Origin of the sequence: Natronoarchaeum philippinense (assembly GCF_900215575.1) — an archaeon.
Classification (GTDB): domain Archaea; phylum Halobacteriota; class Halobacteria; order Halobacteriales; family Natronoarchaeaceae; genus Natronoarchaeum; species Natronoarchaeum philippinense.
This window is the reverse complement of record NZ_OBEJ01000002.1, coordinates 244341-270930: the sequence shown is the minus strand read 5'-3', so window position 1 is coordinate 270930 and position 26590 is coordinate 244341. Positions and strand designations below refer to the sequence as shown.

Genomic DNA, 26590 nt, shown 5'->3' with positions numbered 1-26590 from the left:
CTTCGCCCGTCACCGACGAGTATGCTGATCGGCGTCATCTCCGACACTCACGACAACGTCGCGGCGGTCGATCGAGCGGTCGAGATCTTCGAGGACGCGGGCGTCGACGCCGTCGTCCACTGCGGCGACGTGATCGCGCCGCCGGTCGTCCCCCACTTCGACGGGCTGGAGGTCCACGCCGTGTTGGGGAACAACGACGGCGAACTCGACGGGCTGGAGTCGGCGTTCCGGCAGTTGGGCAACGGCAGCGCGCTCCACGGCCGGTTCGCCGAGTTGGAGTTCGACGGGACGCAGTTTGCCGTCCTCCACGGCGAGGACACCGCGGAGGTCGAGGGCCACGCCCAGTCCGGCGAGTACGACTACGTCTGCTACGGCCACCATCACGTCGCCGAGGAGCGGGCTGTCGACGGCACGACGGTGCTCAACCCCGGCGCGCACTTCCCGACGGTGCCCGACGAGGAACACAGCGTCGCGCTCGTCGACACCGACTCCGAGACGGTCGAGTTTCGATCAGTCGAGAGCTGAGCGGTCGACGCCGACCCCGCCGCGGCGTCAGTCACCCGCGTCGACGGCGTCGCGGACGATGCGCTCGTGGTCGAACCCCATCTCGGGGAGATCGCCGACGGGGAACGTATCGACCTCGCGGGCCTCCTCGCGCGCTTCGGGGCGGGCGTCACCGTCCGGCCGGCAGCGAAAGGCCGCGCTGACGTTCCCGCGAGGGTCACGGTCGGGGTCGTCGTAGAGGCCGAGGAACACGTCGGCAGTCACGTCGATCCCGATCTCCTCTGCGATCTCGCGTTCGCAGGCCGTCCGTGCGCCCTCATCGCGTTCGACGAATCCGCCGGGGAGCACCCACGCGCCCTCGAAGGGAGCGATGTCGCGTCGCAGGAGGACGACCCCGTCGTCGAACTGCACGACGCCGTCGGCCGCCAGCGGTCGCACGTCGTCGAGTTCCATACGGGCGGATACGACGGTAGCAGGTTTCAACGCAGGGGGGACGCCGGCCGCGAGGACAACGCTCAACCCGCCGGCGCACCACCGATCCGCGCATGGACAAGCAGCCGCTCCGCGAGCGCGTCTGGGACGAGTTAGAGGAAAGCGGCGAGGCCAGATTTCCGTACCCACCACACGGGAGAATTCCCAACTTCGCCGGCGCGGACGACGCCGCCGATCGGCTCGCCGCGACCGACGCTTGGCAGGCCGCCGACGCGATCAAGTCCAACCCCGATGCGCCCCAGCTTCCAGTTCGGCGCGCTGCCTTGCGCGCCGGAAAGACGGTGTATATGGCCGTCCCGCGCCTGCGCGAGGCCGAGTGTTTCCTCCGGCTCGATCCCGCCGAGACCGACGACATCGACCACGCGACGACGATCGGCGGCTCGGCCGAGGTCGGCGTCCAAGTCGCGCCCGAAGCGATGCCACAGATCGACCTGATCGTCGCGGGCAGCGTCGCCGTCACGGAGGGTGGCGCTCGCGTCGGCAAGGGCGAAGGGTATAGCGATCTGGAGTACGGCGTCCTGCAGGCGTTCGATCTCGTGGACGAATCGACGACGGTCGTGACGACCGTCCACGAGCGTCAGGTCGTCGACGCGGACGTGCCGGTCGACGCCCACGACGTGCCCTTGGATCTCGTTGTGACGCCCGATCGGACGGTCGAGACCGAGACGCCCCACGACCGGCCGGCCGGGGTCGACTGGACAGTTCTCTCCGAGGAGCGAATCGAGGAAATTCCGGTATTGCAGACGCTCCAGCCATAGCTCGGCGGACTGTGTCGGCGAGGCCGCGAAGCGGTTCGGACGCCGCCGGAGTCGAAACCGGTTTGCCGGACGCCCGACCAGCAACGCCTATGGCCCCGCAGGACTGGCGAACCTATCTCGTCACCCAAGAGAGTCTCTCGGCCGGCCGGAGCACGGTCGACATCGCTCGTGCCGCGATCGAGGGCGGCGTCGACGCGATCCAACTTCGGGATAAGGACCAGAGCGCACGACGGCGGTACGAGACCGGACAACGGCTTCGTGAACTCACGGCCGAGGCGGGCGTCGACCTGCTCGTCAACGACCGGGTCGATCTCGCGCTGGCGATCGGCGCCGACGGCGTCCACCTCGGGCAGTCGGATCTGCCGGTTCCTGCGGCGCGCGAGTTGCTGGGCGAGGACGCCGTGATCGGGAAATCAGCTTCGTTCGTCGAGGAAGCACGCCAAGCCGAGCGCGAGGAGGCGGACTACCTCGGCGTCGGCGCGGTGTACGGCACGAGTTCCAAGGACGTTCCCGACGACGAAGCCGATTTCGGGCCCGAACGCGTCCGAAACATCGTCGACGCCGTGGGGATTCCGGTGGTGGGGATCGGCGGCATCACGGCGTCCAACGCGGCTGGGGTCGCCGAGGCGGGCGCAGCCGGCGTCGCCGTCATCACCGAGATCACGCAGGCCGAAGACCCCGCGGCGGCGACGCGCGACCTGCGCGAAGCCGTCGAGCGCGGGCGAGAGGAGTGACTTGTCGGTACATTTGGACCACCAATTCTATCACACTGCTATTGTGAGTGACAGTATGGACGAATCCGCCCTCCAGAAACGTCTCGATGCAATCCTCCTGTTGCTGGTGGTAGCCGTCCTGCTTCTGCTTGGAATCGGCTTCCAGTACGCTACTGAAACGACGGTTGGAGTGGTCGCACTCGCAGTGCTGGTCGGGTATGGGTTCCTGAAGGGAAGTAGGCAACCCGACTGAGCACGGTGTGGCCGTTCAGACAAACTCGTCGAGGCCGCTCTGTGGATCCGATTCGGGCGCGTCGACCGGTTCGACGATCTCGGGAACGTCGTTGCTGGGGTCGTTGACCGCCGTCGAGATCGGATACTTTTCGAAGCCGTCGCCGGAGTGGGGTTCGAGCAGATCGTCTTTCGCCGGCGGCTCGTCGCGCAGCCAGTCCCGTTCGTCCTCGGCGTCGAAGATCACCGGCATCCGGTGGTGCAGGGGTTCCATCAGGTCGTTCGCCTCGGTGGTGAGAATCGCCGCCGACTCGACGGTTCTGTCCGGGCCCTCCCAGCGCGACCAGACGCCGGCCATGGCGAAAGGCTCGCCGTCGGCGCGCTCGACGCGAAACGGCTGGGTCCCGTCGGTTCGCTCCTGCCACTCGTAGAAGCCGTCGGCCACCACGAGACACCGCTGTCGGTCGTAGGCCTCGCGGAACGCCGGCTTCTCGTCGACTGACTCGGTCCGAGCGTTGATCAGCCCGTTCCACTCGTCGGCGTCGTCGGCCCACGTCGGGACGAAACCCCAGTGGCGGTGTTCGAGCGCGTCCGGGGCGTCGTCCCTGATCGCCGCGATCGGCGTCTCGGGCGCGACGTTGTACCGGGGCTCGTACTCGTCGGTCACGTCGACGCCGAAGCGCGCCGCGAGCGTCTCGGGAGTGGCGAACAGGGAGGTGCGGCCGCACATAGCTCACGATAGGGAGCGAGGGGTCCTAACGTTGTCCGAAGGCGTTCGAGTGCCGGACGCCGGCATCCTGCTGGACGCCACCGCCCTATCCCACCAGCAGATGCGGGGTGGGGAACGAACCGGTGAGCAGATTCATGTCACGAGAGTACGTATGATGTGAACATGGACCACGAAACCGGCGCCGAAAACGACACGGGCCCCGAAACCGGTGCGGAGAACGGACCGGACGGCGACGACGACGATCCGGGAACGGACTTCGTCATCGTCGAAGCCGACCCCGAGGACGCCGATGCTCGGCAGGACGACGCGCTGGTCGCCGTGCCGGACGCCGACGCCCGATACCCCGGACTGATGCCGGTCGAATGGCGCACCGAGACGGGGTTCGAGATCGTCGAGGAATCGACCACGGAGACCGGATTTCACATCGTTCCGGACGAGCAGGCCGCGGGAGTGAGTGATCCTGACGACGGCGTCGCGCCGGAGGCTGCTGTGGAACTCGTCCCCGCGGACGCCGACGTGGAACTCGTCCTCGCGCCGGACGCCGACCTCGTGCCGGTCGACGAGCCTCCAACCGACGCGATTACCGTCGGTTCGGATCCGTTCACGCCCGACCTGTTTCGGCCGAATCGCGGGAACTGAGTCTACACGCAGCCGGGGAACTCTTCGCCTTGGACGTGGACCGAGTCGACCCAGTCCGGTCGCTCCTCGGCGGATTCGGTAAAGCGCGACCGCGAGTTCATATACGACATGATGAGCGCACGCCGCCAGTCCTCGGTCTCGTTGGGCGAGGTGTAGTGGGGCACCAGACAGTGCGTAAAGAGGGCGCTACCGGCCTCCATCGGGATCGGCACGGCGTCGTCGGGCTCGTAGTCGCGCTCGCCGATGACGATGTCGGTGTCGTACTCGACGGCCTCGTGGCCCAGTAGCCCGTCTGCGTGTGCGCCGGGGACGACCTGCATGCAGCCGTTCTCCGGAGTGGCGTCGTCGAGCGCGATCCAGACCGTGACGTGGTCCAGCGGTCGGATCGGGTAGTACGCGGCGTCCTGATGGAACCCCTTCTCGCTGCCGACCTGCGGGGGCTTGAACATCGCGGCGCTGCGAAGCAGTTTGAGGTTCGGCCCGAGCAGATCAGTCGCCACGGAGGTGATCGCGTCGTTTTGCATGACCTCGCGGAACACGTCGTCGGCTTCGACCATTCCCAGTCCCTCGAACTTCCGGACGGCGTCGCCCGACTGCTCGACTTCGACCTCGCCGCGCTCGACGGCGGGTTCGAGTTGGCGCTGGAACCGCTCGGGTTCGCGGTCGCCGTGAGTGTACTCGCGGAGCCGTTCTCGGACCGTCTCGACCATCTCGGGCGAGAGGGCGTCTTCGACGACGACGTAGCCGTCGGACTGGTACTGCTCGAACTCGGCGTCGGTCAGCTGCATGGATAACAAGCGGTGGTATTCGGTGGTAATCATTTTGGTTTCTAATCATATTTGGGTGGTACCACCGAGTAGAATAGTTTTTAAGCCACCGGCGATTTCGATATCTCGATGAGCAACGCGACGCACGACTCGGCGGTGACGGGGATACGATCGAAGTTCTCGAAGCTCGGCCCGACGTGGGTGGCCGGCGCAATCGCGGCGGGACCGGCCTCGATGGCGGCCGTCCTCGGCGCAGGGGCGACCTTTGGGTACGCGCTGCTGTGGGTCGTCGTCCTCTCGGCGCTGCTGGGTGCGACGACGCAGTACCTCTCGATGCGACTCGGCTTGCTGACCGAGCGCGGCATCGTCGGCGCCGTCGAGGACCACCTCGGCGAGTTGTGGGCGTGGGTACTCGTGATCGACACCGTGCTCGCCTCCGGATTGGCACAGATCGTGATTATGAAGACGGTCGCCGAGGTCAGCGGGACGATCACCGGCTTCGACGCCCGGCTCTGGAGTGTCGTCTGGGCGCTGGTGCTGGCGGCTGGGCTGGCCGGCGGCGGCTATCGCTTTCTGGAAGTCGGCGCGAAGGCGATCGTTTCGGTCGTCGTGGTCGCCTTCGTCGCATCGGCGTTTTTCGTCCCGATCGACGCCGGAGCGGCCGCGTCGGGGATGGTGCCGACGATTCCCAACGGGCTCGACGGTGCGCTGCTGGCGGCCGGCGTGCTCGGCGGTGCGGTCCACATCACGCTGATCACGATGCAGAGCTACACGATGCAAGCCCGCGGCTGGACCCGCGAGGACTACGACCTCGGCCGGTTCGACGTGGCAACCTCGATGCTCGTCGCGTTCGGCGTGTTCAGTGTGGCGACGTTTCTCGTCGCCGCGAGCGTGCTCGCACCGGAGTTCTCGCCCGGCGGCGACCTGAACGCCGCCGTCGCGGCCGACGCGCTCGGCCCGCTGGCCGGCGAGTACGCGCAAGCGCTGTTCCTGTTCGGGCTGTGGGGCGCCGCCGTCTCGACGCTCGGTGCGAACACGGTCGTCCCGCCGTACCTGCTGGCCGACAAGCTCGGCTGGGAGACTAACGTGTCGGACGGGCGGTTTCGCGCGGCCGTCGTCGCCGTCGCGCTGATCGGCGCGCTCGGCGCGTTCCTCGGCGGCGAGTTCTTCACGCTGCTCGTCGTGATGCTCGCGTTCGGCCTCGTCGGGACGCCCTTCGCGCTCGTCGTCGTGCTGTACCTGCTGAACCACCCCGGAGCGGTCCCCGAACAGAACCCGACGGCTGCGAACGTCGGCGGCGTCGCCGTGCTCGTCATCGCGTCGGTGCTGGCGGGCGTGTTCGTCCGAGACCAGTACGCGCAGGGGAGTCTGACCGACCCCGTCACGGCGTTCGTGCTCGCGTTCGCGGTTGCGATGGCGGCAGCGACCCTCGGACTGATCGGCAAGTTCGTGCTGTCGGCCCGCCGATCGACGCCGACTGTCGAGGCCGGATCGGATGCCTGAGGAGCAACCCGGCCCGGAGCTGGCGACGCCGCTGCGGGGCACGACACTGGTCACCGGTCCCTCGAACGTCGGCAAAACGCGGCTGACCGCACAGGCGCTCGAGGACTGGATCGACGAGCGCGGCGCCGACGGCGTCGTCGTGCTGGAGTTCGCCCCCGAAATCGAGCGCGACGGCGTCCTGCTCGGCGGGCGACTCGACCGATTCGTCGAGGTTCCCTCGGCGGCATTTCACGGCGTCCTTGCCGCCCACGCCCCCCGGTCGGAAGGCGACGACGAGCGCGAGGCCCGCGCCCTCGCCGCCGACAACGCCGAGCGCGCGCTGGAACTGCTGCGCGCAGCACCCGCCGATCCCGCGGCGGTGTTCGTCAACGATGCGACGATCCCGTTTCAGGCCGAGAGGACCGATCCGGATCGGCTTTGCTCGTACTGTGACGACGCCGACGCGGCCGTTCTCAACGCCTTCGAGAGCGACGAACTCGGCGCTGACCATCCCGTCACCAGCCGAGAGCAGGCGGCGCTCGACAGGCTGGTCGATTGCGTCGGCCGCCACATCCGACTCGGCGAGAACGGGCGGACGTAGGCGCCGGTGCGGCCCAGCGTGACGCCGATGCGACATCTCGGGCCATCGCCAACACTGTTTATGCTGTGTGGTGCCGTATCTCAATATGTCCGACGAGCACCCGAGGATACACCGGACGCTCCGACACGAACTGTCCGATTCGCGGACGGATCGTGCGGAGCCGGAGCAAAACTAAACTCCCCGTCACACGGGACCGAGGTGAACGCTCCGAAGGAGACTCGCAGTGGCCCGGAAACCGTCCGCCCGGACGGACGGTCGTCAAGACCAACGTAGCGGACGACGCGCGAGCGGCGTTCGTGAACCTGGGGATTCCAGCACGGTCGTAGGGGCCGCGGAAATTAGCTCCCGTCCGGGTCCTAATCGGGGCTCGTCGGCTGTGACCCTCGATTTTTATACGTATCTCGCATCGTCTCTTCGAGGATTCCGTCGGGATCGAGCACGATGTAGACGAGCACGAACGGTTCGCGCGGGTCGAGAATCCACACGGAAAACGGCGGCGTGGCGTCCTCGGCGGCACGTGCGACCAGCGGATCGAGCGGCTTGACGCCATCGCGGAATTCGGTAAACAGATCGCGCTGGCCGGACTGCTCGGCAAACGTGTAGACGACGCCGTTTGGCTCGTTGTCGGTGCTGTAGGTGACCCGGGAGTTCATCGCCTCGCCCGCTGACCGGGCCGCCTCGAAGCACTCTTGGGCGGCCTGAAAGACGGCTTCGTCGGTGCGAGCGAACTGAAAGCTCGTCGGTGAGAGCATCGAGTAGTCGTCGACGCTCGGGTCGCCGTCCGCCCAGCGAAGCGACGCCTCGATCCGATTGCCGACCGCGAGGTCGGGTGCCGACGCCGTCGGGACATACGTCGGTTCCGCCGACTCCACGTCCAGCAAGAGCCACTCATCGTCACTTCGACCAGAGAGCACGCGAAATCGTCCGTCAGACGTCTGTTGCATTGGTGCGTGATAGGCGCCCGGACATACATGAGTTCCACGACCCGGAGTGCTTGGCTTCGACACAGTTGAAAAGCCGAGGTGACGGGAGAGCAACCGCTGTACGTTTGTGAGCCACACTCCGCCCGTGAGCCGATTCAGCGGTGCGAACACATCGCTGTCGTAATCGAGATCGACCCACCCGCGTCGGTCGGCAATCTGGATCGCCCGAACGGGGTTCGGCACCGCACCGCCGTCGACCCACCCCCGGATCGCGTTCCGCCCCACGTCGAGTTCGCTTGCGAGCGCGTACGAACCCTTGTCTGGATGCCGGAGCTTGGCGCGTTGGGCCTTCCGATACAGGAGAACCCGCTAGTAGGCCGTTTCGTACGACCGACTGGCGTAGGTATTGGCGAGGGCACGCTCGGTGACGAACGGCGAGGGCATTAGCTACGTGGTCACGCCGTGGATAGAAAATACCTACTAGATGCTTGCGTGGTAGGAATGGTTTTATTACATTTGACTCTAATGAGGACTGATAACGTCGGTACGCAACGAAGGACGGCGAGGCGTGGGACGCCACCACGTCCCCAATTGGACAATGCCTCACGCGAACTGTGGTGTTCGCACGTTATATCCTTTGTTGCTGTTCACGGCGTGAACAATCGCAAAACATGAATCTAAAAGAGCTATTCACCGACGACGACGCTGTGTCGCCGGTCATCGGCGTCATCCTGATGGTTGCAATCACCGTCATTCTGGCCGCCGTGATCGGAGCCTTCGTCCTCGACATCGGTGGCAGTCAGGAGAGCGCACCGCAAGTTCAGTGGGACTGGTCAGATGATGCGGGTGCTAACGAAGTGACACTCTCTCATGGTGGGGGAGACACCGTCAACAATCCCGGACAAATCTCGGTGACCGGTGATGCTACCGAACAGACTCTCGGGAGCAGTGGTATTGGCGGATCATTCGCAGATTCGATCACAGCTGGCGACTCTGAAGTTGTTCCCGGCACCTCTGGTGGCTCTACGGGGACGATCACCCTTATCTGGGAGTCTTCAGATGGCAGTCAGTCGACTGAACTCTCGAGCCACGATTACGACCTGACATAATAATGGATCTGAAAGAACTATTCACGGACGATGACGCTGTGTCGCCGGTTATCGGCGTCATTCTGATGGTTGCAATCACCGTCATCCTAGCCGCCGTGATCGGTGCGTTCGTCCTTGACATCGGTGGCAGCCAAGAATCTGCACCGCAAGTGCAGTGGGATTGGGCTGATAACAGCACAGATGACGGATCAAACCTCGGATCCGTGACCGTGGAGCATGGTGGAGGGGATACGGTCAGCAGTCCCAGCCAGATCACGTTGACTGTTCCCGACAACAGTAGTACAAGCCCCATCACCCTAGATAACTACTACAGCAATTCGATGACTGCCGGCAATTCCGTCGAATTAGTCATCGACGGTAGTGACAGCACTGGTACTGCCACGCTCACGTGGGAATCCTCTGACGGGAGCCAGTCGACTGAGCTGTCAAACCACGACTACGACGTTAGCGGATAACCCCCGCAATTAACCTATTTTATTTGACGATCACACTTCCACCCAGTCACAGCAATCTGTGTCTAAGTCTCATTTTACTTGAGGATAGTATTGAATAGAGATTGACGGCGTACTCAATAGCTCCAACTGCTCCGGCGTGAACTCCCGCCAGTGTTCCTGCCGATTCTCCTTATCCTCTAGATAGTGCCGGATCGCGGCGTCGATCGTGTCGTCGCGCGCGTGTTGGCATCGGTCGCGCCTTCGAGCTGGTCGAGGAGTCGCTCGCGCTCGTCGTTCAGGGGGCAACTGTAGTGGCTCATACGTACCGATTGATGTACCGCTGCTCGAAACCGGCCGAAACGGTCGTTCGGGGGTGACGAACTCAGCCGCCATTGATAAATGGTGCTCGGCGCCCATGCCCACCGCGGTGATCGGCGCCGGTGGACGCCGGGGTTTGATGTACTCCTGCGGTGGGGTGGCCCCCGCAAAAATACATCAATCCGGGTTGGCCGTTCAATCCGCGCCAGACCCCGTGGGGTCGGAGCTGAAGACCGGGTTCCAGCGGGCTGGCGTCACAGCGCATCGCCAACTTCGGGAATGTCGTCGCCGTCGACCGCGCGCACGAGATAGGCGCCTTCGGCCACGCGATTGACGTACTTTTTCTGATCCTGCGGAATCTCGCCGTCAGCGTCCACAATACCGTCCAATCGCAGTTCTCTTTTGTCGAGCGAGACCATCGGCGTTCCGTTTGCTCATGAGATCCAGATGTAGGGACGGTCTGCCTATCCGTTACTAGTCGAAAGGACATCTGCAGTCACTCTAGCAACTATTCGACGTTGTGCCAATTCGCGCAAAGCAGCGGGCGCGACGGGAGTGAGCAAACGCGAAGCGTTTGCGAGCTACGTCGCGTCCGTGAGACGAGCGCAAGCGAGTCGAACGGGCGCGACGGGATTTGAACCCGCGGCATCTTGGTCCGGAACCAAGTGCTCTGTCCGCTGAGCTACGCGCCCTCGAATACGGATACGACTGTGTGGCGATATAACCGTTGTGAAGCGAGCGTAGAAATCACGTCCGCAGACGAAGAACAGTCGACGATATCGTCGGTCAGGGCTGTTCGCCCGTCTCGATCGAGAACTCGCCGCGGGGGTAGGCGACACAGGTCAGCGTGTAGCCGTCTTCCATCTCGCTCTCTCCGAGCATCGACTGGTTGTCGTGCTCGATCAGGTCGTTGGCGTCGCCGTCGATCTGACCCGCACAGGAGACACACTGTCCCTGTCGGCAGGCGTAAGGAAGATCCCAGCCTTCCTCCTCGCCGCGGTCGAGGATGTTCTCGTTGTTGGCGATTTCGATCGTTTCGCCTTCCTTGACGAACTCGATCTCGTAGTACTCGATCTCGTCTTCGGGGATGTCAGCGGGACCGCTGGCGCCGCCCTCGCCGTCACCGCCCTCTTCGAGTTCGCCGCCGGCTTCGCCACCGCCGATGGCGCCGGCCGGAGCGCCGCCGCCGATCGAGCGATTCATCGGTTCGGGGAAGTCAGTCTCCGGTACGGTTTCGGCACGTCGTTCGAGAACTTGCTGGGAAATGTCCTCGTTCGTAGTCCAGCCCGTGCCACGCGAGAAGTGCATGAGCACGGCGACCAGGGTCAGTCCGATCCCGATAGCGACCCCCAGTTCGTTCACCATATAGAGGTGGGTTCGGAATGCTGGTTTAATTGTATTGTGTTTCCCAGCCACCGTTTCCCTGCCTCCCTGCTGCCGTTCGGATCGCCTCGCGGTGTTCGGCCATCTCGCACGGCAAAAAGTAGTCTCGTTTGCTCACGGCGACGGCGGTCGCGTTCTTGCGGTTTTCAGGTCTACGACGCTCGAACTACAGTTCGCTCGCGGCGAAAGCGCGGCGCCGCTGCCGCAGGGCCGGCACCGTGATGGCAACTAAACTGCTACTCCTCTTTCCGCGCGACCTCGTGGCGGCCGAAGCCGTAGCGAAGCCGATTGGCGAGCCGTCGGGAGAAGCGCTCGTCTCGACTGGCAAAGCGCTCGGCGAGCGCCTGATAGATCAGCGGAAGCGAGATCTCCTGCTCAAGTGCCTCTTGGACGGTCCACGTGCCGGTCGAACCACCGGCGACGTGATCGTCGACATCTCCCAGATCCGAACCCTCTTCGCGGAACGCCTCCTCGCAGAGCTCCAGCAGCCACGACCGGATCACGGCGCCGTTGTTCCACGTGCGCGCGACGGCTTCGAGATCGAGGTCGTAGCGCCCCTCGGCGAGCAACTCGAAACCCTCACCGTAGGCTTGCATGAGCGCGTACTCGACGCCGTTGTGAACCATCTTGACGTAGTGGCCGCTGCCGGCTGCTCCCATCCGGTCGTGACCAGCAGGTCCGGTAGCGACGGCATCGAAGACGGGGGTCAGTTCGTCGTAGGCCCATTCGGGACCGCCGATCATCAGTGAGAAGCCGAGCTCGGCGCCGGCGGGGCCGCCGCTGGTGCCACAATCGAGATACGCCGCCTCGGTCGACTCGGCGCGTCGTACCGAGTCCTCGAAGTGGGAGTTACCACCGTCGACGACGATGTCGTCGGCGTCGAGCACGTCCTCGAGATCATCGAGTGCGGCGTCGACCGCGGGCCCGGCGGGAACCATCAGCCAGATTCGCTTTTCGTCGCCGAGTTTTCCGACGAGATCTTCGATCGAGTCGGCCGGCGTCGCGCCGGCGTCTGCCGCCGCGGCGACGGCGTCGTCGTCGAGGTCGAACGCCACCACGTCGTGTCCAGCGTCGAGTACCCGGTCGACGACGATCGCTCCCATCCGTCCAAGTCCGATAACGCCCAGTTGCATGCCTCGCTGTCCCTCGGGGACGAAGGTAGTGATTGCGGTTCGTCTGTTGGGAACAGCGGCAGTTAGTACCGACCCACGGAATACAATAATTGTGTATATTTCTATAATTATGGGACGTTGAACTATTGATTATAATTATATTTTGGAAAAATTTTAATGTAGATGGCTGTATACTCGGTGCTATGTCACCCGATGACAACGGTCGTGGCACGGAGTACAACCCCGACAGGCGAACAGTGCTGAAAGGTATCGGTGCGACCGGTGCTGCCGTCGCCGGGGGAGCGTTCGCTACCGGGAGCGGGGCCGCCGCGATTGGCGACTCGGCAGTGCTCCAGTTCTATCACACCGACTGGAGCGACATCAAGAACCAGATAGGCGACATTGCGAACGCCGGTTTCGACGCGGTTCAGGTGCCGCCAGCCCAGAAGTCGAAACTTACCCGGGCCGATCAGGACAACGACCACCACCCGCCGCTGGGTTATCAGCCGATCAATCACAAGAGCTTCGACAGCGTGTTCGGCGCCGAGTGGGAGTACAGCCAGATGATCGATGCCGCCCACAACAACGGGCTCGACATCATCGCCGACGCTGTCATCAACCACATGGCCGCCGGCGTGAACTTCGATCAGTTCCCCTACTTCAGTTACAACGACTTCCACCACAACGGCGGCATCGACGACTACAGCGACGACTGGCAGGTGGAAAACTGCGACCTCTCGGGGCTGCCGGACCTCAAGCAAGAGTCGAGCTACGTCCGCGGCCAGCTCCAAGACTACGTCGACAAGTACGCCAGCCTCGGCGTCGACGGCATCCGGTGGGACGCCGCCAAGCACGTTCCCGAGTGGTTCTTCAGCGACTACGCCAATCAGTGGGCCAACCAGCATGGCCTGTACTCGGTCGGCGAGGTGCTTCAGGGCTCGAAGAGCTACTGCGACGGCTACGCCCAGACGGGGATGTCGGTCACCGACTACCCGCTGTACTACACCATGAAAGAGGACGCCTTCCATCAGAACGGCGACCTCAGCGCGCTCGACGGCGGCGGCTACGTCGACTGGAACTCCTACAGGGCGATGACGTTCGTCTCGAACCACGACAGCGATCCGCCCCAGTACCAGAAGATGGCCTACGCCTACATCCTCACGCAGGAGGGGTATCCACGCGTCTACCAGAAGGACATGCCCTACTGGGACAGCGATATCCAAAACCTGCTGTGGATTCGACGAAATCTCGCCGGCGGGTCGTCGATTCAGCGCCACGCGAGCAAGGATCTGTACGTCTTCGAGCGCGACGGGAATCTACTCGTCGGTCTCAATCGCTCGGGATCGTGGCAGGGCAAGTGGGTCAAGACGAGCTGGACCAACACGGAGCTCAGCGACTACGCTGGCAACAACGGCGACAACTTCACCACCGACGGCAACGGCTGGGTGCAGATCTGGATCCCGCCACAGGGATGGGTCTGCTACGCGCCGGCCTGACAACGACAGGCCCCCGACTGGGTGAGATCGGGGACACGAGCGCGTTTCGTTTTTGACGACTGTTGCTATCGCCGCAAGCACTTGCCAGAGCGCACGCTACACAGTGTCGCCGACACCAACGAATCGCAAAAACAGCGGGCCGTTCAGCGGTACCAAGAGCGCTGGTCGAAGATGTATGCGAGACAGCCCAAAGCGACTACCAGCGGCACCAGCCATTGGATCAGGCCGTCGGCGTACGACACCGGGACGTTAGAGTTGAGCTGTACCCACACCAGAATGCCGGCGAACAGCAGCGCCTGCGCCCCGAACATGACGAGGCCTGCAGTCCAAGCCCACGGCTTGATCTGCCACACGCCGCCGATGACGTACAACTGCGCTACGATCAGGATGAGCGCGGCAAAGATCACCCACGCGATCCCATCGATAGAGAGGAACGAAAACTGGAAGAAGCCGGCCTCGGCCATGTCCGACAGTCCGATCATCGAAAAGGCCATGCCGAGCAGGACCAGATATCCGTCCGCGACACAGGCAGCTCGAATCCCCGAAGGGATTGAGGTCAGTTTCTCGTCTGCGGTCATATCCTGCTAATCGGATCCGTCCCGTAAAAATTTTTCTAACGTATGATGAGCCAATTCGTCGTGCTTCTAGATCGCGGTCGGGCGCTTGGTTGCGGCGACGAAACGAAGCCCTTAACTTGTGGACCGGCGTTCGTGAAAATGCAACCCGGGACCGTGGGGTAGTGGTATCCTATGCGGATGGGGTCCGTATGACCTGAGTTCGACTCTCGGCGGTCCCACTTTTAACGAAGCAAATAGAAACCGGAGAGCCATCGGTTTGTTATCGAAGCCACGCCGTCTCGGAAAACGGGATTTATCAGAACCCCGGCCGACCTACGTCGCATGGAGCGACGACGAGCAAAGACCATCATCGGCGTGGCGATGGTCCTGCTGGGGATCGTGCAGGCGCTGGCATTCGCAGTACAGAGCCAGTGGATCATGACCGTGCTCGGCCTCACGTACGGTGGCATCGGCGTCGCGTTTCTCTGGGCCGAGGTGTACGCAATCGATCGCTGACGCGACAGCAGGCAGGAGGCGATGCCGCGCGGCGTCGAGACGAACACCCACGAACCGGAATCCTACGTGTTGATCCGGACGACTTTATGCCGTTCGGACCGTAACAGAAGGCATGCAGTGGCAACCCGACTGGGGACTTCGCGCGCGAATGGGACTGACGATGTTCCTACTGTTCGCGCTGTATATCGTGTTCTTCGCGGGACTGTGGGCGTACTCGGGGGGAAGCCTGCTACTCGCCGGGCTGGTGATCGGGTCGTTCTCGATCGGCCAGTACTTCTTCAGCGACAAACTCGCGCTCAAGAGCATGGGCGCACAGACGGTCAGCGAGGAGGAGTATCCCGAACTCCACGCGACGGTCCAGCGTCTCGCTCAGCAAGCAGATCTGCCAAAGCCGACCGTCGCCGTTGCGAACGATCGGGTTCCCAACGCGTTTGCGACCGGACGTAACCAGAAAAACGCCGCCGTCTGCGTGACGACCGGCCTTCTGGAGACGCTGAACCGGGAGGAACTCGAAGGCGTGATCGCCCACGAACTCGCCCACGTCAAGAACCGCGACGTGATGGTGATGACGATCGCCTCGTTCCTGTCGACGATCGCCTTCATGATCGTTCGGTGGGGCGCCTTCTTCGGCGGTGGCGGCCACCGCCGCGAGGGCGGCGGGGGCGGCATCATCGTGGCCATCCTGATCTCGCTTGTCGTCTGGGTCGTCAGCTACATCCTGATCCGGGCGCTCTCGCGGTACCGCGAGTACGCCGCCGACCGAGGGGCGGCCGTCATCACCGGCAAGCCCACCGCGCTGTCGTCGGCGCTGATGAAGATCTCCGGCGAGATGGACAAGATCCCGAGCCGGGACATGCGCGACGAGGCCGAGATGAACGCGTTCTTCATCATCCCGATATCGAAGGGCGCCATCGCGCGGCTCTTCAGTACTCACCCGCCGACCGAAAAGCGCATCGAGCAGCTCGACCAGCTGGCACGCGAGATGGAAGGGTTGTAGTTCTCGACGGCCTTACTGGCGAGCATGGGACTGTTCGACGGGCTCCGGAGCATCTTCGGGACCCGCGCCGAATCCGACGCCACGAGCGGTGCCGACCCCGACGACCTCTTCGGGATGAGCACCGCCTACCTCACGATGTCGGCCGATCTGGGCTACGAGCCGACCGGCTACGCCGCGCTGTGTTTTGCCGAAGTCGACAGCCACGAGTTCGCCGGCACCGTCTCCGATGTCCGCGATATTCTCGCGGCTGGCGAGGCCGAAACCGGCACCGTCTCGCGGTTCGTCGACGACGACCACGGGTATCGCTGGGTCGTCTTCGAGGACGAGGACGACTTCGAGGATCTGGTGACGAATCTCAACTTCGCCGCCGACACGTTCATCGAAGAGGGGTACGGCTCGCGCCTGCTCGCTGCCGTCTTCGCCTTCGAGGGGCGCGGCCAGCCCGCCGATTGGATCTACTCGTTCCGGCGAGGCTCGTATTACCCGTTTGCGCCCGCGCCGGACGCCAGCCACGAGCGCGACAACCAGCTGGAGTTGAAGCTTGCAAGCGTGCTCGATGGCGAACTCGACGTCGAAGACGACAAGGAGTACTGGTATCCCCTGTGGCCCAGCGAGGGCGGGCGGCATCCTTGGGAGTGAGAGTAGCCGAGTGCAGAGAGTATCGTTTGACTGTCGGCTGGCCGTATTTAGAACCGCTGTGAACTCCTCTCGGGGGCTTTCGAGGTGTCGTCGGTCGCGGTGACAGAGAAAATGAACCAACTAGTAGCCGCTAGTCCTCACTCCGAGGCATCGAGAAAGGGAATCGTCGCCAACTCCTCGCCGGAGTACGCGAGCGCGTCAGCTCGCGCCATGCCCGACGGCGTCACCAGATCGAGCACGTTCGGGTTCATGTCGTCCTCGCGGCCGCCGCCGAAAGTCCACTGGCTCGCCTCGGCCTCGACTGGGCGGACGTGGTCCGTTCGCGTCTCGTCGAACGCCGTCACCAACGGGACGAGTTCGGCGCCGTCGGTCAGGTCCGGCAGGGCGTCCTTGCCAACCCAGACCACGACGGCGTCGCGGTCGGCGAGCACCTCGGCGCCGCCGGTCGCTCGCACGTCGCCGTAGGGGCTCTCGACCGTGACACCGCCCATCGGCCGGGCGAGCACGCGGTGGTGGTACTCGTCCTCGAAGCGGGCGTTGACGCCGGCCTGTGCGTACACCGACCCGCCGCCGGCGTCCGGCTCGCGCACGTACACCTGCGGAAGTTGGACCGAAAAGCCCCGGTCGCGGTTCCACGGGTTCTCGATGGCGTCGAACTCGAAGACGAACTGGTAGCTGTCGTCGAACTCGCGGAGCTCGAAGCTCTCCAAATCGAAACTGCCCGGCGCGAAGTCCTCGGCGAGCGGGAACTCGTAGTGGCCGGGGCCGAGCCCGGGCGCGGCGTCGCCGTCCCAGACGGCGATCGGCTCGCCCAGCGGGTCGAACGTCGGCGTCTCGAAGACGGCGATCGTGTCGACTTCGACGGTTACGAGCTCGTCCGGCGTGGCGTCGCCGCCGGACGCCGCGGCGTCGGCCGCGAGATCGGTGCCCGTGAATCGGTCGATCGTATCGACGCCGGAGGGAAGCTCGACTCGGGCCGGCCCGTCGCTGTCGAAGTTGACGACGACGACCGCGCGCTCGGGACCGGCAGCGTCTACAACGTCGCTCGCGTCGCGCCCGAAGACGAGCGCGTGGTCGTCCGACCGGAACCAGACGTCTTCGAGGTCAGCGTTGGGGCCGAGCGCGTCGGTCTCGTGGTACAGGTCGATCACGTCGCTGTAGAACTGGAGATGCTCCTCGGGCACCGTATCGCCCTGATGAGCCCAGTTCATGAACGCCCGTTGCTTGCCGCCGGGGCGAACGTCGGCGTCGCGGTCGTCGCCCTCGCCGCGGTGGCGGCCCTCGCCGTACTTGCTGATCTGGCGCTCCTGTCCGGAGTAGACGAAGGGAACGCCCGGCAGCGCGACGCTGGCGGCCCAGACGGCTCGCTGGACGTGTTCGGGGTCGTCGTGAGCGCCGGCGTGGAGCGCCTCGTTGAGCAGGCGCGCCTCGTCGTGGTTCTCGGTGGCGTTGAGCAATAGGGTGTGGTCCGGGAACCCCTTCTCTGCGCGAGCCTCGACGGCGTCGAGTAGGTCGAAGGCAGTGCCCTCGCCGCGGGCGATGTCGTGGGCCGCGCCGGTGTACTCGACGGTGTCGAAGTGCATGTCGAACTCGTTTTCGGCGAAGGCGGGGTCGTGGGGGATCGACTCGTCGAGCAGCAGGAACTCGTCGTTGTTCGACCGGACGACCTCGCGAACGTCCTTCCAGAAGTCGTGGGGGACGCCCCACGCGATGTCACAGCGGAAGCCGTCGACCCCGATCTCGCCCGACCAGAAGTCGGCGGCCGCGAGCAGGTGCTCGCGGACCGCGAGGTTGTCGAAGTTCCAGTTGGGCATGTCGAGCAGGTCGAAAAAACCCGTCACGCGGGGCTCGGGCTCGACCAGTCCGTCGCCGTCGTAGCGGGCCTCGTGGACCCGATCGAACCAGTCGTAGTACTTCGAGTCGGCGTCCCACGCGTCGACGCGGGGCCAGCGCGCGAGCGCCTCGCCCTGCTGGTCGATCGATGCTTGGAAGAACTCGTGGTCTCGGCCGCAGTGGTTGGCCACGAAGTCGAACACGACGCGAATGTCCCGGTCGTGGCAAGCCTCGACGAACGAGCGGTAGGCCTCGATCGGGTCCTCGCCATCGGGCGCCAGATCCGGCGCCACGTCGAAGTAATCGAGCGTGTCGTAGCCGTGAGGGCCGCCACCGGAGATCTCTTTCGCGGCGCTGGCGGATGGGACGATCGGCGTCAGCCAGACCACGTCGACGCCGAGGTCGTCCATGTACTCGATGCCGGCTTCGAGTACGTCGAAGTCCGTTTGGCCGGGCTGGCCGTGGAACGATCGGGTGAAGATCTCGTAGACGACGGAGTCCTCGATCCACGCCGGCGGGCGGTTCGGCAGCGTGACGGCGCCGTCGGGCGAGAGCTCGACGGTGTCGACGACGCTCGTGAGCCGGCCGTCGTATGCCGCGGCGTGGATGCGCGCGGACTCGCCATCGAGCGCGGACACGGGAACACGCGCGGTTGTCTCGTCGGCTCGCACGTCCTCGGTCGCCAGCGCGTCACGGTCGTCGGCGAGGAACACGGCTTCGAGCGCCGCCGTCGACGCGTCGGCGCCCGGCGCGAGTGCGGCGTCGGCGTCGACGACGAACTCGTCGGTCTCGGCGTCGTACTCGGCGTCGAGCGAGACGCGCGGCGGGCGCTCGGCCGCTGCCGGCGGTTCGGGAAACGCGTAGATCGTCTGCTCGTGGACGCCGTCGGGCGCCTCCAGTTCGAGCACGTACGTGCCGGGCGCGTCTGGGACGAACTCGGTGACGTGGCCTTGCCCGTGGTCGTAACGGGGTTGGTCGTCGACGGTCGGAATCGAAAAGGACAGTTCGGCGTCGCTGCCCTCGGGTCGCTCAGCGATCGACCACTCGAAATCCTCGGGCGCGTACTCCTCGGGGTCCTCGCGGAGCACGGGTAGCCGCGGGCCGAGGTGGTCGCGGTTGGAGTAGTTGCTGCGGTCGCTCCCGTAGATTCGACCGACGAAGGCGGGGTCGACCAGCGCCTCGCCGACGGTCACGATCCGGGGCTGGCCGGGGTGGTAGGAGTCGGCGCCGAATCCGGCGTAGGTCTGGGAACGCCCCTCGTTACGTTCCGACGCAGTCGTTTTACCGGGTGCTGTTCGACCGTTCGCGAGCGATCTGACGGGATCGTCGTTCTTGCTCATATAGATCGGACTCCGTCGTCGGCACGTGACGACGCTTGCAGACGCGCTGTACCGGCAGGCACAACAGTCGCGGACGAGCCGTCGGCCGACCGTGTCGATTGGGAACCCTTGACACGGGTAGGGGTCCAGACGTGCATGCGGGACTGTTGTACCATGGATACCATGTCATGATTACTCCTTACATATATACTATCGTATTTCGTCGTGCGATTTGGCCCCTCCAGAGGACGGATCGAGGCACGCTGCAGTAGGTGAGGCCAAACCAAATGGTGAGTGCCTAAACACTTTGCCGGCAATCGAGCCAGATGAACGCGAGGTCACAGTGCGCGTTGCAGGACACGCAGCTTTAGATACGATCGTGCGCAGAATGCTCCGCGAGGGCGCTACCAATTTCACTTTCACTTTGGTGTTAACGGGCCTTTATGTACCATCGGGGGCAACGGGGTTGTATGGCAGCAGAAGCAGACCTCGAAGATCTCCCCGGCGTCGGACCAGCAACCGCAGAGAAGCTCCGCGACAACGGCTTCGACTCCTATCAGGGGCTGGCCGTCGCTAGCCCGGGCGAACTGAGCAACACGGCCGACGTGGGCGAGTCCACCGCGGCCGACATCATTCAGGCCGCCCGCGAGGCCGCCGACATCGGCGGGTTCGAGAGCGGCGCGCAGGTGCTCGAACGACGCGAGCAGATCGGCAAGCTCTCCTTCAACATTCCTGAGATCGACGACCTGCTCGGCGGCGGCGTCGAGACGCAGTCGATCACGGAAGTGTACGGCGAGTTCGGCGCCGGCAAATCGCAGGTGACCCACCAGCTCGCTGTCAACGTCCAGCTTCCCAAGGAACACGGCGGGCTACACGGCTCGGTCATCTTCGTCGACAGCGAGGACACGTTCCGGCCCGAGCGAATCGACGACATGATCCGCGGCCTCGACGACGAGATTATCGCCGACGTGCTCGAAGAGCGCGAGATCGAGGGCGAACCCGGCGACGACGACACGATGGACGAGCTTCTGGAGAGCTTCCTCGACAAGATCCACGTCGCCAAGGCGTTCAACAGTAACCACCAGATCTTGCTCGCCGAGAAGGCAAAGGACCTCGCGAGCGAGAGCCAAGACGACGACTACCCGGTCCGACTGCTCTGTGTCGACTCGCTGACCGCCCACTTCCGCGCCGAGTACGTCGGTCGAGGCGAACTCGCAGAGCGTCAGCAGAAGCTCAACAAGCACCTCCACGACCTGATGCGCGTCGGCGACCTCAACAACACCGCCGTGCTCGTGACCAATCAGGTCGCCTCGAACCCCGATTCCTTCTTCGGCGACCCGACCCAGCCGATCGGCGGGAACATCCTCGGGCACACCTCGACGTTCCGGGTCTACATCCGCAAGTCCAAGGGTAACAAGCGCGTGTTCAAACTGGTCGACGCACCGAACCTCGCCGACGGCGAGGCGATCATGCGCGTGCAGGACGAAGGGCTGAAGCCGGAGTAACGTCTCGACACGGGGTTACCGATTCTCTCGTTTCGCCCGACTGAAACGCTCGATAGCGTAGCCGCTGCGAGACGATGCCACGGCGGGGCGACGCCGACAGTCGGGACCGGAACGACAGTGGCGAGCTACCCTTCGGCGTCCGGCCGATATTCTATCCGATGGCGTTAGGACTCGTCTCCCCCGTCGCTACTGACGCGGCGCGCGCAGTGGCGTCCCGAACGAGCTCGCTCCATCAGTCGTTGGTGCGTCGATCGAGACTGGTCGTCGCCCGGCACGAGCTGTTCGTAGCGTCCGTCCGAATGCATCACCCATCGACGACGGTTGTCGTCGAGCAGGAGCTCCAGCACCGTCGAGAGTTCGGCCTGCAGCGCGGGATCCTCGATCGGGACGATCGTCTCGACGCGGTTGTCGAGATTTCGAGTCATCCAGTCGGCCGACCCGACGAAAAAGCGCGGATCGCCGCCGTTCTCGAACCGGAAGATCCGGGAGTGTTCGAGGAATCTTCCAACGACGCTGTAGACGTCGATCCGATCGCTGACGCCCTCGACGCCGGGGCGAAGTCGACAGATGTCCCGGACGATCAGCTCGATATCGACGCCGGCCATCGAGGCTGCGTACAACTCACGGACGATCTCGGGATCCTCCAGCCGGTTCATCTTGGCGACGATCCGGGCGTCCTCGCCGTTTCGGGCTGCCGCCGCCTCGGCGCGGATCAGGTCGGTGAACTGGCGGCGCATGTTGCCCGGCGCGACGAGCATCGTGCGGTAGTCCTCGTGGCGCGCGTGGCCGGTGAAGTAGTTGAACAGCCGAACCAGATCGTGGCCGACATCCCTGTCGGCGGTGAGCAGTCCGAGATCCTCGTACTGCTTTGCGGTCTCGGAGTGGTAGTTTCCGGTGCCGACGTGGGAGTACAGACGGACGCCGTCGTCTTCGCGGCGGACGACCAGCGAGGTCTTGGTGTGGGTCTTGTAGCCGATCGTCCCGTAGGCGACGTGGATGCCTTCCTCTTCGAGGCGCTTTGCCCACTCCAGATTGTTCTTCTCGTCGAAACGGGCCTTGAGTTCGACCATCACGGCGACCTGCTTGCCGTTGCGCGCCGCGTCGATCAGCGTCTGGATCACCTGCGAGTCGCTGGCGGTGCGGTAGATCGACGCCTTGATGGCCAGCACGTCGGGGTCCTCCGCGGCGGCTTCGAGAAACTGCTGGACGGTGCCGGTAAACGAGTGATACGGGTGGTGGACGAGCACGTCGTCCCGGCGGATCTCCTCGAAGATGTCGGTCGCGGGATCGTCGAGACGCGGGTGAGGCTGGGGCGTCCAGCGATCGACCGACAGGTCCGGACGGTCCAGATCCAGCAGCGTCCCGAAGTCGCGGAAGTCGAGCGGGCCGTCGATCTCGAAGACCTCGCGCGCTTCGAGATCGAGTTGCTCGCGGAGGATGTCGAGGATCGCCGCCGGCACGTCGCTCTCGATTTCGAGTCGGACGACCGTGGCGAACCGCCGCTCCTCGATCACCTCTTCGGCCATTTCCAGCAGGTCCTCCGCGACTTCCTCGTCCCGCCGGACCTCCGCGTTCCGCGTCACCCGGAACAGCGCGTCGTCGACGATCTCGACCTCCGGAAACAGGAGATCGAGGTTGTTGCGGACCAGCTCTTCGAGCAGCACGAACCGCTGTGTTTCGCCGCCCGCGTCGCCGTCGACCAGCTCGTCGACATCGATGAACCGCAACTGATTGCGCGGGATCTTCACGCGCGAGAACGTCACGTCGGCGTCTGGCGACTCCCGCGTCAGCACGGCCAGCGAGAGGCTCTGGTTGGAGATAAACGGGAACGGATGGGCCGGGTCGAACGTCAGCGGCGTCAGCGCGGGCAGGATCGACCGCTCGAAGTACTCCCGTAGCTGCGTCCGCTCGCCGGGCGAGAGGTCCTCGATATCGAGGATTTCGATCCCCTCGTCCGCGAGCGCCGGACGAATTTCCTCACGGTAGCACTCGGATTGGCGTTCGAGGAGCGGTCGACTCGCCTCCAGAACCTCCGTCCACTGTTCGCCGGGTGTCCGGCCGTCGGCCGTCCGATCGGTGACGTCCGCGGCCACCTGCTGTTTGAGACCGCCGACGCGCTTTCGGAAGAACTCGTCTAGGTTCTCGGTGACGATCGAGAGGAACTTCACCCGTTCCAGCAGCGGGTTCCGGTCGTCGAGCGCCTCGTGGAGGACGCGCTGCTGGAACTCGAGCTCGCTCAGCTCGCGGTTGAGGTAGTACTCGGGATCGTCGAGATCGACCGCCGGCCCGTCATCGGACGCCGAATCGTCGCCCGATCCCGGGGACGCCGCGGCGTCGTCGCCGACATCGATATCGACATCCACGTTGCGTGGCGGGGGTGCGAACTGCTGGGCATCTTCGGGCTCGGCGGCGACGCCGTCGTCCGGCGCATCCTCCGCGTCGGCGTCCGCGACGCTGCCGTCTGCCGATGACTGGTCAGGGGCCATCTTACTGTCCGCCGGCGTCGACGTCGTGTTCCGACGGGTCGACGAACTTCGACCGGGAGCGCTCCTGATAGGTGTCACGCGCAGGGACGCTGACGAACTCGTCGGCGCCACAGTCGTAGGCGGTCAGCGCGCCGCCGTAGACACAGCCGGTGTCGAGCCCGATCGCCCCCTCGCCTACGACCGGGGCGTCGAGGACGGTGTGGCCGAAGAACACCTGCGGCGTGCGCTCGTACTGCTCGAACCAGAAGGGGCCGTCGTACCCGTCGCCCAGCGGCGCCCGCATCGTCAGGAAATCCTCGACGCCGTGCTCGAACAGCGGACGGGACGGATCGACGCCGCCGTGGACGACGGCGTGGTCGCCCCACGAGAGGACCGCGGGCAGCGTTTCGAGGTAGTCGACGTGCTCGTCGTCGAGCCCGGGATCGGCGTCGCCGCGCAGCACCTTCGCTTCGTTGTTCCCGAGTACCGGCACGGCGTTGGGTCGGTCCCGAACGTACTCGACGACGCCGGCGCTGTCGGGGCCCTTGCGAACGAGGTCGCCGACAAACGCGAGCAGTTCGTCCGGGTCGGGGTCGATCCGTTCGACGAGCGCCTTCAGTTCGGTCAGGCAACCGTGGATATCGCCGATCACGTAGACGTTTTGCCACTCGTCGGCGTCGATCCGGTGATGGCGCTGCTCGACGGCGTCGGAAAACGCTCGCTCGGGGCTCCAGTCGCTGTCTGTCGTTTGTTCCGGCATATCGATACCTTGATCGGCCGTGACCGGTACTGACCGCTGTCCCATCGTGAGGACGCACGCGAAACAGCACATAAGCCGTTTATATGTGGTGAACGGGCCGGTATGTACCGATACATACGTGAATGATGCCGGATTCGAGAGTGTCACCGGCAGCCCGATCGAGAACGTACTCTCGGTTGGGAGGAGAGACGCCCGTGATCGAAGAGTGCGCGAAGCCGTTAGACGAACCGGAACGTTTCGAGGTTCTTGGGCGCGAACGTCCGCATGTTGTAGTCGTGGTACAGCGCCGAGGAGAGATCCTGCGTCGAGGACTCGTCGCCGTGGACACAGAGCACCTTCTCCGGTCGGGGGTTCATCGTCTTGACGAAGTTTTCGAGGCCCTGACGGTCGGCGTGCCCGGAGAAGCCCTCGACGGTTTCGACATCCATGTTCAGCGAGAGGGTCGACTGCCGGCCGGTGTCGTCGTCGTCGATCGGAATCTCGTCCCACCCGTTCTGGATGCGTCGTCCGAGGGTTCCCTGTGCCTGATAGCCGACGAACGTCAGGGTGCTGTCGGCGTCACTGCCCAGATGGCGCAGCCACGACATGATCGGGCCGCCGGTGACCATCCCGGAGGTCGAGAGGATGATACAGGGGCCGTCGTCGGCGACCTGCTGGCGCTCTTCCTCGCCGCCGTCGATGTGGTTGAACTGATCGGCGAGGAACGGGTTCTCGTCGTCGTGGAAGATCCGATCACGAAGCTCGTCGCGCAGGTACTCGGGGTAGGTCGTGTGGATCGCAGTCGCCTCCCAGATCATCCCGTCGAGATGAACCGGCATCTCGGGGATATCGCCGCTCCGCATCGCCTCTTCGAGGACGAGCATCATCTCCTGAGAACGTCCGACGGCGAACGCCGGGATCAACACCTTGCCGCCCTTCTCGTAGGTCTCCTTGATGACGCGCTTGAGGTTCTGCTCGGCGTCGTCCTGATCGGTCTGGTAGTCGTTGCGGCCGCCGTAGGTCGATTCGAGGACGAGCGTCTCGACGCGCGGGAAGTCGTTGACGGCGCCGTTGAACAGGCGCGTGTCGTCGTAGTGGATGTCGCCCGAAAAGGCGACGTTGTAGAGACCGTCGCCGATGTGGAAGTGAGAGACAGCTGACCCGAGAATGTGGCCGGCGTTGTGCAGTGTGAGCTTGACATCGGGTGCGATGTCGGTGACATCACCGTACTCCAGCGGGATGGTGTGTTTGATCGCTTCGCGGACCATCTCGGAGTCGTAGGGCGGCGTCCGACCCTCTTTGGCGGCAACGTCGAGGTAGTCGAGTTGGAGTAGGCCCATCAGGTCGCGGGTGGGCTCGGTCGTGTAGATCGGGCCGTCGTAGCCGTACTTGAACAGCAGCGGGAGGAGCGCGGAGTGGTCGAGGTGGGCGTGGGTCAGCACGACGGCGTCGAGGTTCGACGCGCCAGCGCCGAGCGCTTCGGGCACCTGCAGATACGGCACCTCGCCTTCCGCGCCGGGCTTGTCACCGCAGTCGATGAGGATGCGCGTCTCGGGCGTCGAGAGGACGAAGGCCGCGCGGCCGACCTCACGGCAGCAGCCAAGCGTCGTGATGCGGACGTACTCCTCGTCGGACATCTCCTCGCGGTGGATCTGACGACCGACCCGCTCTAACACGTCGCGGCGCTCGTCGCGTTCCTGCTTGAGGAAGTTCCGGACGTTCGAGACCGTCGAGGACTCGATCGGCGGCGTCCGGACGACTTCGGGCGTCCAGCCGACCTCTTTAGTGATCTCTCGGAGCGTCGATCCGTGTCGGCCGATCACCATACCGGGCTTTTCGGCCTCGATGACGACCTCGCCGGTGTCTTTGTGGAAATCGAGATCCGAAACCCCGGCGTCGTCGGGAATCACCGAGAGAATCTGTTCGCGTGCGTCGCGCGGCTCCGCGAGAACATCGGGATCCGGGCGGACGGTGATGCGCTTGCGGAGTTTGCTGGCCAACTGTCGGATCAGATCGCCCTGCTGGGCGAATTCCTTCGGATCACGCGTGTAGACGACCAGCTCAGGACCCTCGTATTTCACCTCCGAAACCGAAATGTCGCTTGGTAGCTCGCTTTTGATCTCTGTACGCAACTCGTCGAGTTGTTGGTCAACGGAACTCATAGGTGGAAACGTCGCAGTAGCGTGGTGTCCCCCCGTCGAATGCAGGCCCGTCGGGGCCGGTCACGAGACGACGATGCAGAAACTCCGGGAACGACGGCAAACGGGGCGGCACGACGAGTCCGCCGCGCGACGTCGGGAAGCCAGAGAGTACGCATACTGAGTTGTC

27 protein-coding genes and 2 tRNA genes are annotated in these 26590 nt (G+C 64.5%); 15 read left to right on the top strand and 14 right to left on the bottom strand.

The features are described from left to right. Positions 1–21 precede the first annotated feature (21 nt). The gene (locus tag CRO01_RS08175; protein WP_097008641.1) at positions 22–525 is read left to right on the top strand and encodes a metallophosphoesterase; all 504 of its coding nucleotides are present in this window, start codon (positions 22–24) and stop codon (positions 523–525) included. Positions 526–552: 27 nt separating this feature from the next. On the opposite strand, the gene CRO01_RS08170 is transcribed toward CRO01_RS08175, so the two are convergent. Then, the gene (locus CRO01_RS08170) at positions 553–957 is read right to left on the bottom strand and encodes an NUDIX domain-containing protein (RefSeq protein WP_097008640.1); all 405 of its coding nucleotides are present in this window, start codon (positions 955–957) and stop codon (positions 553–555) included. 92 nt (positions 958–1049) lie between these two features. Here CRO01_RS08170 and CRO01_RS08165 point away from each other — a divergent pair, with 92 nt between their 5' ends. The 3 genes from CRO01_RS08165 (at position 1050) to CRO01_RS16620 (ending at position 2720) form a co-directional block, all read left to right on the top strand. After that, positions 1050–1754, top strand: coding sequence for a 5-formyltetrahydrofolate cyclo-ligase (locus CRO01_RS08165; RefSeq protein ID WP_097008639.1), 705 nt, complete (start codon positions 1050–1052; stop codon positions 1752–1754). A gap of 89 nt (positions 1755–1843) precedes the next feature. Continuing rightward, positions 1844–2488 (top strand): thiamine phosphate synthase, encoded by a 645-nt coding sequence (thiE, locus tag CRO01_RS08160; protein ID WP_097008638.1) that lies wholly within the window; start codon positions 1844–1846, stop codon positions 2486–2488. A 55-nt stretch (positions 2489–2543) separates the two neighbouring features. After that, positions 2544–2720: a hypothetical protein gene (locus CRO01_RS16620; protein WP_179747437.1), complete on the top strand. Its 177-nt coding sequence runs from the start codon at positions 2544–2546 to the stop codon at positions 2718–2720. A 15-nt stretch (positions 2721–2735) separates the two neighbouring features. Here the strand turns inward: CRO01_RS16620 and CRO01_RS08155 are convergent, their stop codons facing one another. Next, on the bottom strand, positions 2736–3428 hold the full coding sequence (locus CRO01_RS08155) for an SOS response-associated peptidase (protein ID WP_097008637.1): 693 nt from the start codon (positions 3426–3428) through the stop codon (positions 2736–2738). Positions 3429–3590: 162 nt separating this feature from the next. Here CRO01_RS08155 and CRO01_RS16615 point away from each other — a divergent pair, with 162 nt between their 5' ends. After that, positions 3591–4067, top strand: coding sequence for a hypothetical protein (locus CRO01_RS16615; RefSeq protein ID WP_179747436.1), 477 nt, complete (start codon positions 3591–3593; stop codon positions 4065–4067). Between the two features lie 2 nt (positions 4068–4069). Here CRO01_RS16615 and CRO01_RS08145 read toward each other — a convergent pair whose 3' ends face one another. After that, positions 4070–4855 (bottom strand): phytanoyl-CoA dioxygenase family protein, encoded by a 786-nt coding sequence (locus CRO01_RS08145; protein ID WP_097008636.1) that lies wholly within the window; start codon positions 4853–4855, stop codon positions 4070–4072. A 108-nt stretch (positions 4856–4963) separates the two neighbouring features. Between CRO01_RS08145 and CRO01_RS08140 the strand changes: the two genes are divergently transcribed. Together CRO01_RS08140 and CRO01_RS08135 are read left to right on the top strand one after the other, a co-directional pair. Further along, positions 4964–6337: an NRAMP family divalent metal transporter gene (locus CRO01_RS08140; protein WP_097008635.1), complete on the top strand. Its 1374-nt coding sequence runs from the start codon at positions 4964–4966 to the stop codon at positions 6335–6337. Further along, complete coding sequence (locus tag CRO01_RS08135; protein WP_097008634.1) at positions 6330–6917, top strand: hypothetical protein; 588 nt, start codon at positions 6330–6332, stop codon at positions 6915–6917. The genes CRO01_RS08140 and CRO01_RS08135 overlap by 8 nt, the downstream gene beginning before the upstream one ends. 356 nt (positions 6918–7273) lie before the next feature. Here the strand turns inward: CRO01_RS08135 and CRO01_RS08130 are convergent, their stop codons facing one another. Next, the gene (locus tag CRO01_RS08130) at positions 7274–7861 is read right to left on the bottom strand and encodes a DUF6663 family protein (RefSeq protein WP_097008633.1); all 588 of its coding nucleotides are present in this window, start codon (positions 7859–7861) and stop codon (positions 7274–7276) included. 650 nt (positions 7862–8511) lie between these two features. On the opposite strand from CRO01_RS08130, the gene CRO01_RS08125 reads away from it, so the two are divergent. Together CRO01_RS08125 and CRO01_RS08120 are read left to right on the top strand one after the other, a co-directional pair. Beyond that, positions 8512–8949 carry a type IV pilin gene (locus CRO01_RS08125; RefSeq protein ID WP_097008632.1) on the top strand — a complete coding sequence of 146 codons (438 nt, stop codon included), beginning with the start codon at positions 8512–8514 and terminating at the stop codon, positions 8947–8949. Between the two features lie 2 nt (positions 8950–8951). Then, a complete protein-coding gene (locus CRO01_RS08120; RefSeq protein ID WP_097008631.1) occupies positions 8952–9404 on the top strand; it encodes a type IV pilin in 453 nt (150 codons plus the stop codon). A gap of 176 nt (positions 9405–9580) precedes the next feature. On the opposite strand, the gene CRO01_RS17020 is transcribed toward CRO01_RS08120, so the two are convergent. The 5 genes from CRO01_RS17020 to gnd form a co-directional block, all read right to left on the bottom strand. After that, positions 9581–9703 carry a hypothetical protein gene (locus CRO01_RS17020; protein WP_259370013.1) on the bottom strand — a complete coding sequence of 41 codons (123 nt, stop codon included), beginning with the start codon at positions 9701–9703 and terminating at the stop codon, positions 9581–9583. 252 nt (positions 9704–9955) lie between these two features. After that, positions 9956–10120: a hypothetical protein gene (locus tag CRO01_RS16610; RefSeq protein ID WP_179747435.1), complete on the bottom strand. Its 165-nt coding sequence runs from the start codon at positions 10118–10120 to the stop codon at positions 9956–9958. A gap of 200 nt (positions 10121–10320) precedes the next feature. Next, positions 10321–10393 (bottom strand) — tRNA-Arg (locus CRO01_RS08115). A gap of 94 nt (positions 10394–10487) precedes the next feature. Next, a complete protein-coding gene (locus CRO01_RS08110) occupies positions 10488–11066 on the bottom strand; it encodes a 2Fe-2S iron-sulfur cluster-binding protein (RefSeq protein WP_097008630.1) in 579 nt (192 codons plus the stop codon). A gap of 254 nt (positions 11067–11320) precedes the next feature. Further along, positions 11321–12217, bottom strand: a complete 897-nt coding sequence (gene gnd, locus CRO01_RS08105; RefSeq protein ID WP_097008629.1) for a phosphogluconate dehydrogenase (NAD(+)-dependent, decarboxylating) — start codon at positions 12215–12217, stop codon at positions 11321–11323. A 182-nt stretch (positions 12218–12399) separates the two neighbouring features. Here gnd and CRO01_RS08100 point away from each other — a divergent pair, with 182 nt between their 5' ends. Beyond that, the gene (locus tag CRO01_RS08100; RefSeq protein ID WP_097008628.1) at positions 12400–13692 is read left to right on the top strand and encodes an alpha-amylase domain-containing protein; all 1293 of its coding nucleotides are present in this window, start codon (positions 12400–12402) and stop codon (positions 13690–13692) included. A 143-nt stretch (positions 13693–13835) separates the two neighbouring features. Here CRO01_RS08100 and CRO01_RS08095 read toward each other — a convergent pair whose 3' ends face one another. Further along, positions 13836–14270, bottom strand: a complete 435-nt coding sequence (locus CRO01_RS08095; RefSeq protein WP_097008627.1) for a hypothetical protein — start codon at positions 14268–14270, stop codon at positions 13836–13838. A gap of 147 nt (positions 14271–14417) precedes the next feature. Between CRO01_RS08095 and CRO01_RS08090 the strand changes: the two genes are divergently transcribed. The 4 genes from CRO01_RS08090 to pspAB all read left to right on the top strand — a co-directional run bounded on the left by CRO01_RS08090 (position 14418) and on the right by pspAB (position 16401). Further along, positions 14418–14488 (top strand) — tRNA-Pro (locus CRO01_RS08090). Positions 14489–14591: 103 nt separating this feature from the next. Continuing rightward, complete coding sequence (locus CRO01_RS16605; protein ID WP_179747434.1) at positions 14592–14765, top strand: hypothetical protein; 174 nt, start codon at positions 14592–14594, stop codon at positions 14763–14765. A 112-nt stretch (positions 14766–14877) separates the two neighbouring features. After that, positions 14878–15762 carry a zinc metalloprotease HtpX gene (htpX, locus tag CRO01_RS08085; RefSeq protein ID WP_097008626.1) on the top strand — a complete coding sequence of 295 codons (885 nt, stop codon included), beginning with the start codon at positions 14878–14880 and terminating at the stop codon, positions 15760–15762. Between the two features lie 24 nt (positions 15763–15786). After that, positions 15787–16401, top strand: coding sequence for a PspA-associated protein PspAB (gene pspAB, locus CRO01_RS08080; RefSeq protein WP_097008625.1), 615 nt, complete (start codon positions 15787–15789; stop codon positions 16399–16401). Between the two features lie 137 nt (positions 16402–16538). Here the strand turns inward: pspAB and CRO01_RS08075 are convergent, their stop codons facing one another. Further along, a complete protein-coding gene (locus CRO01_RS08075; RefSeq protein WP_179747433.1) occupies positions 16539–19574 on the bottom strand; it encodes a glucodextranase DOMON-like domain-containing protein in 3036 nt (1011 codons plus the stop codon). 449 nt (positions 19575–20023) lie between these two features. On the opposite strand from CRO01_RS08075, the gene radA reads away from it, so the two are divergent. Next, entirely contained in the window at positions 20024–21058 is a 1035-nt protein-coding gene (gene radA, locus CRO01_RS08070) for a DNA repair and recombination protein RadA (protein ID WP_097008624.1), read from the top strand. A gap of 164 nt (positions 21059–21222) precedes the next feature. Here radA and ppk1 read toward each other — a convergent pair whose 3' ends face one another. From ppk1 to CRO01_RS08055, 3 genes are all read right to left on the bottom strand, one after another. Then, positions 21223–23544, bottom strand: coding sequence for a polyphosphate kinase 1 (ppk1, locus tag CRO01_RS08065; protein WP_097008623.1), 2322 nt, complete (start codon positions 23542–23544; stop codon positions 21223–21225). A gap of 1 nt (position 23545) precedes the next feature. After that, on the bottom strand, positions 23546–24283 hold the full coding sequence (locus CRO01_RS08060) for a metallophosphoesterase family protein (RefSeq protein WP_097009159.1): 738 nt from the start codon (positions 24281–24283) through the stop codon (positions 23546–23548). Between the two features lie 218 nt (positions 24284–24501). Next, positions 24502–26424 carry a beta-CASP ribonuclease aCPSF1 gene (locus CRO01_RS08055; RefSeq protein WP_097008622.1) on the bottom strand — a complete coding sequence of 641 codons (1923 nt, stop codon included), beginning with the start codon at positions 26422–26424 and terminating at the stop codon, positions 24502–24504. Between the last annotated feature and the right edge of the window lie 166 nt (positions 26425–26590).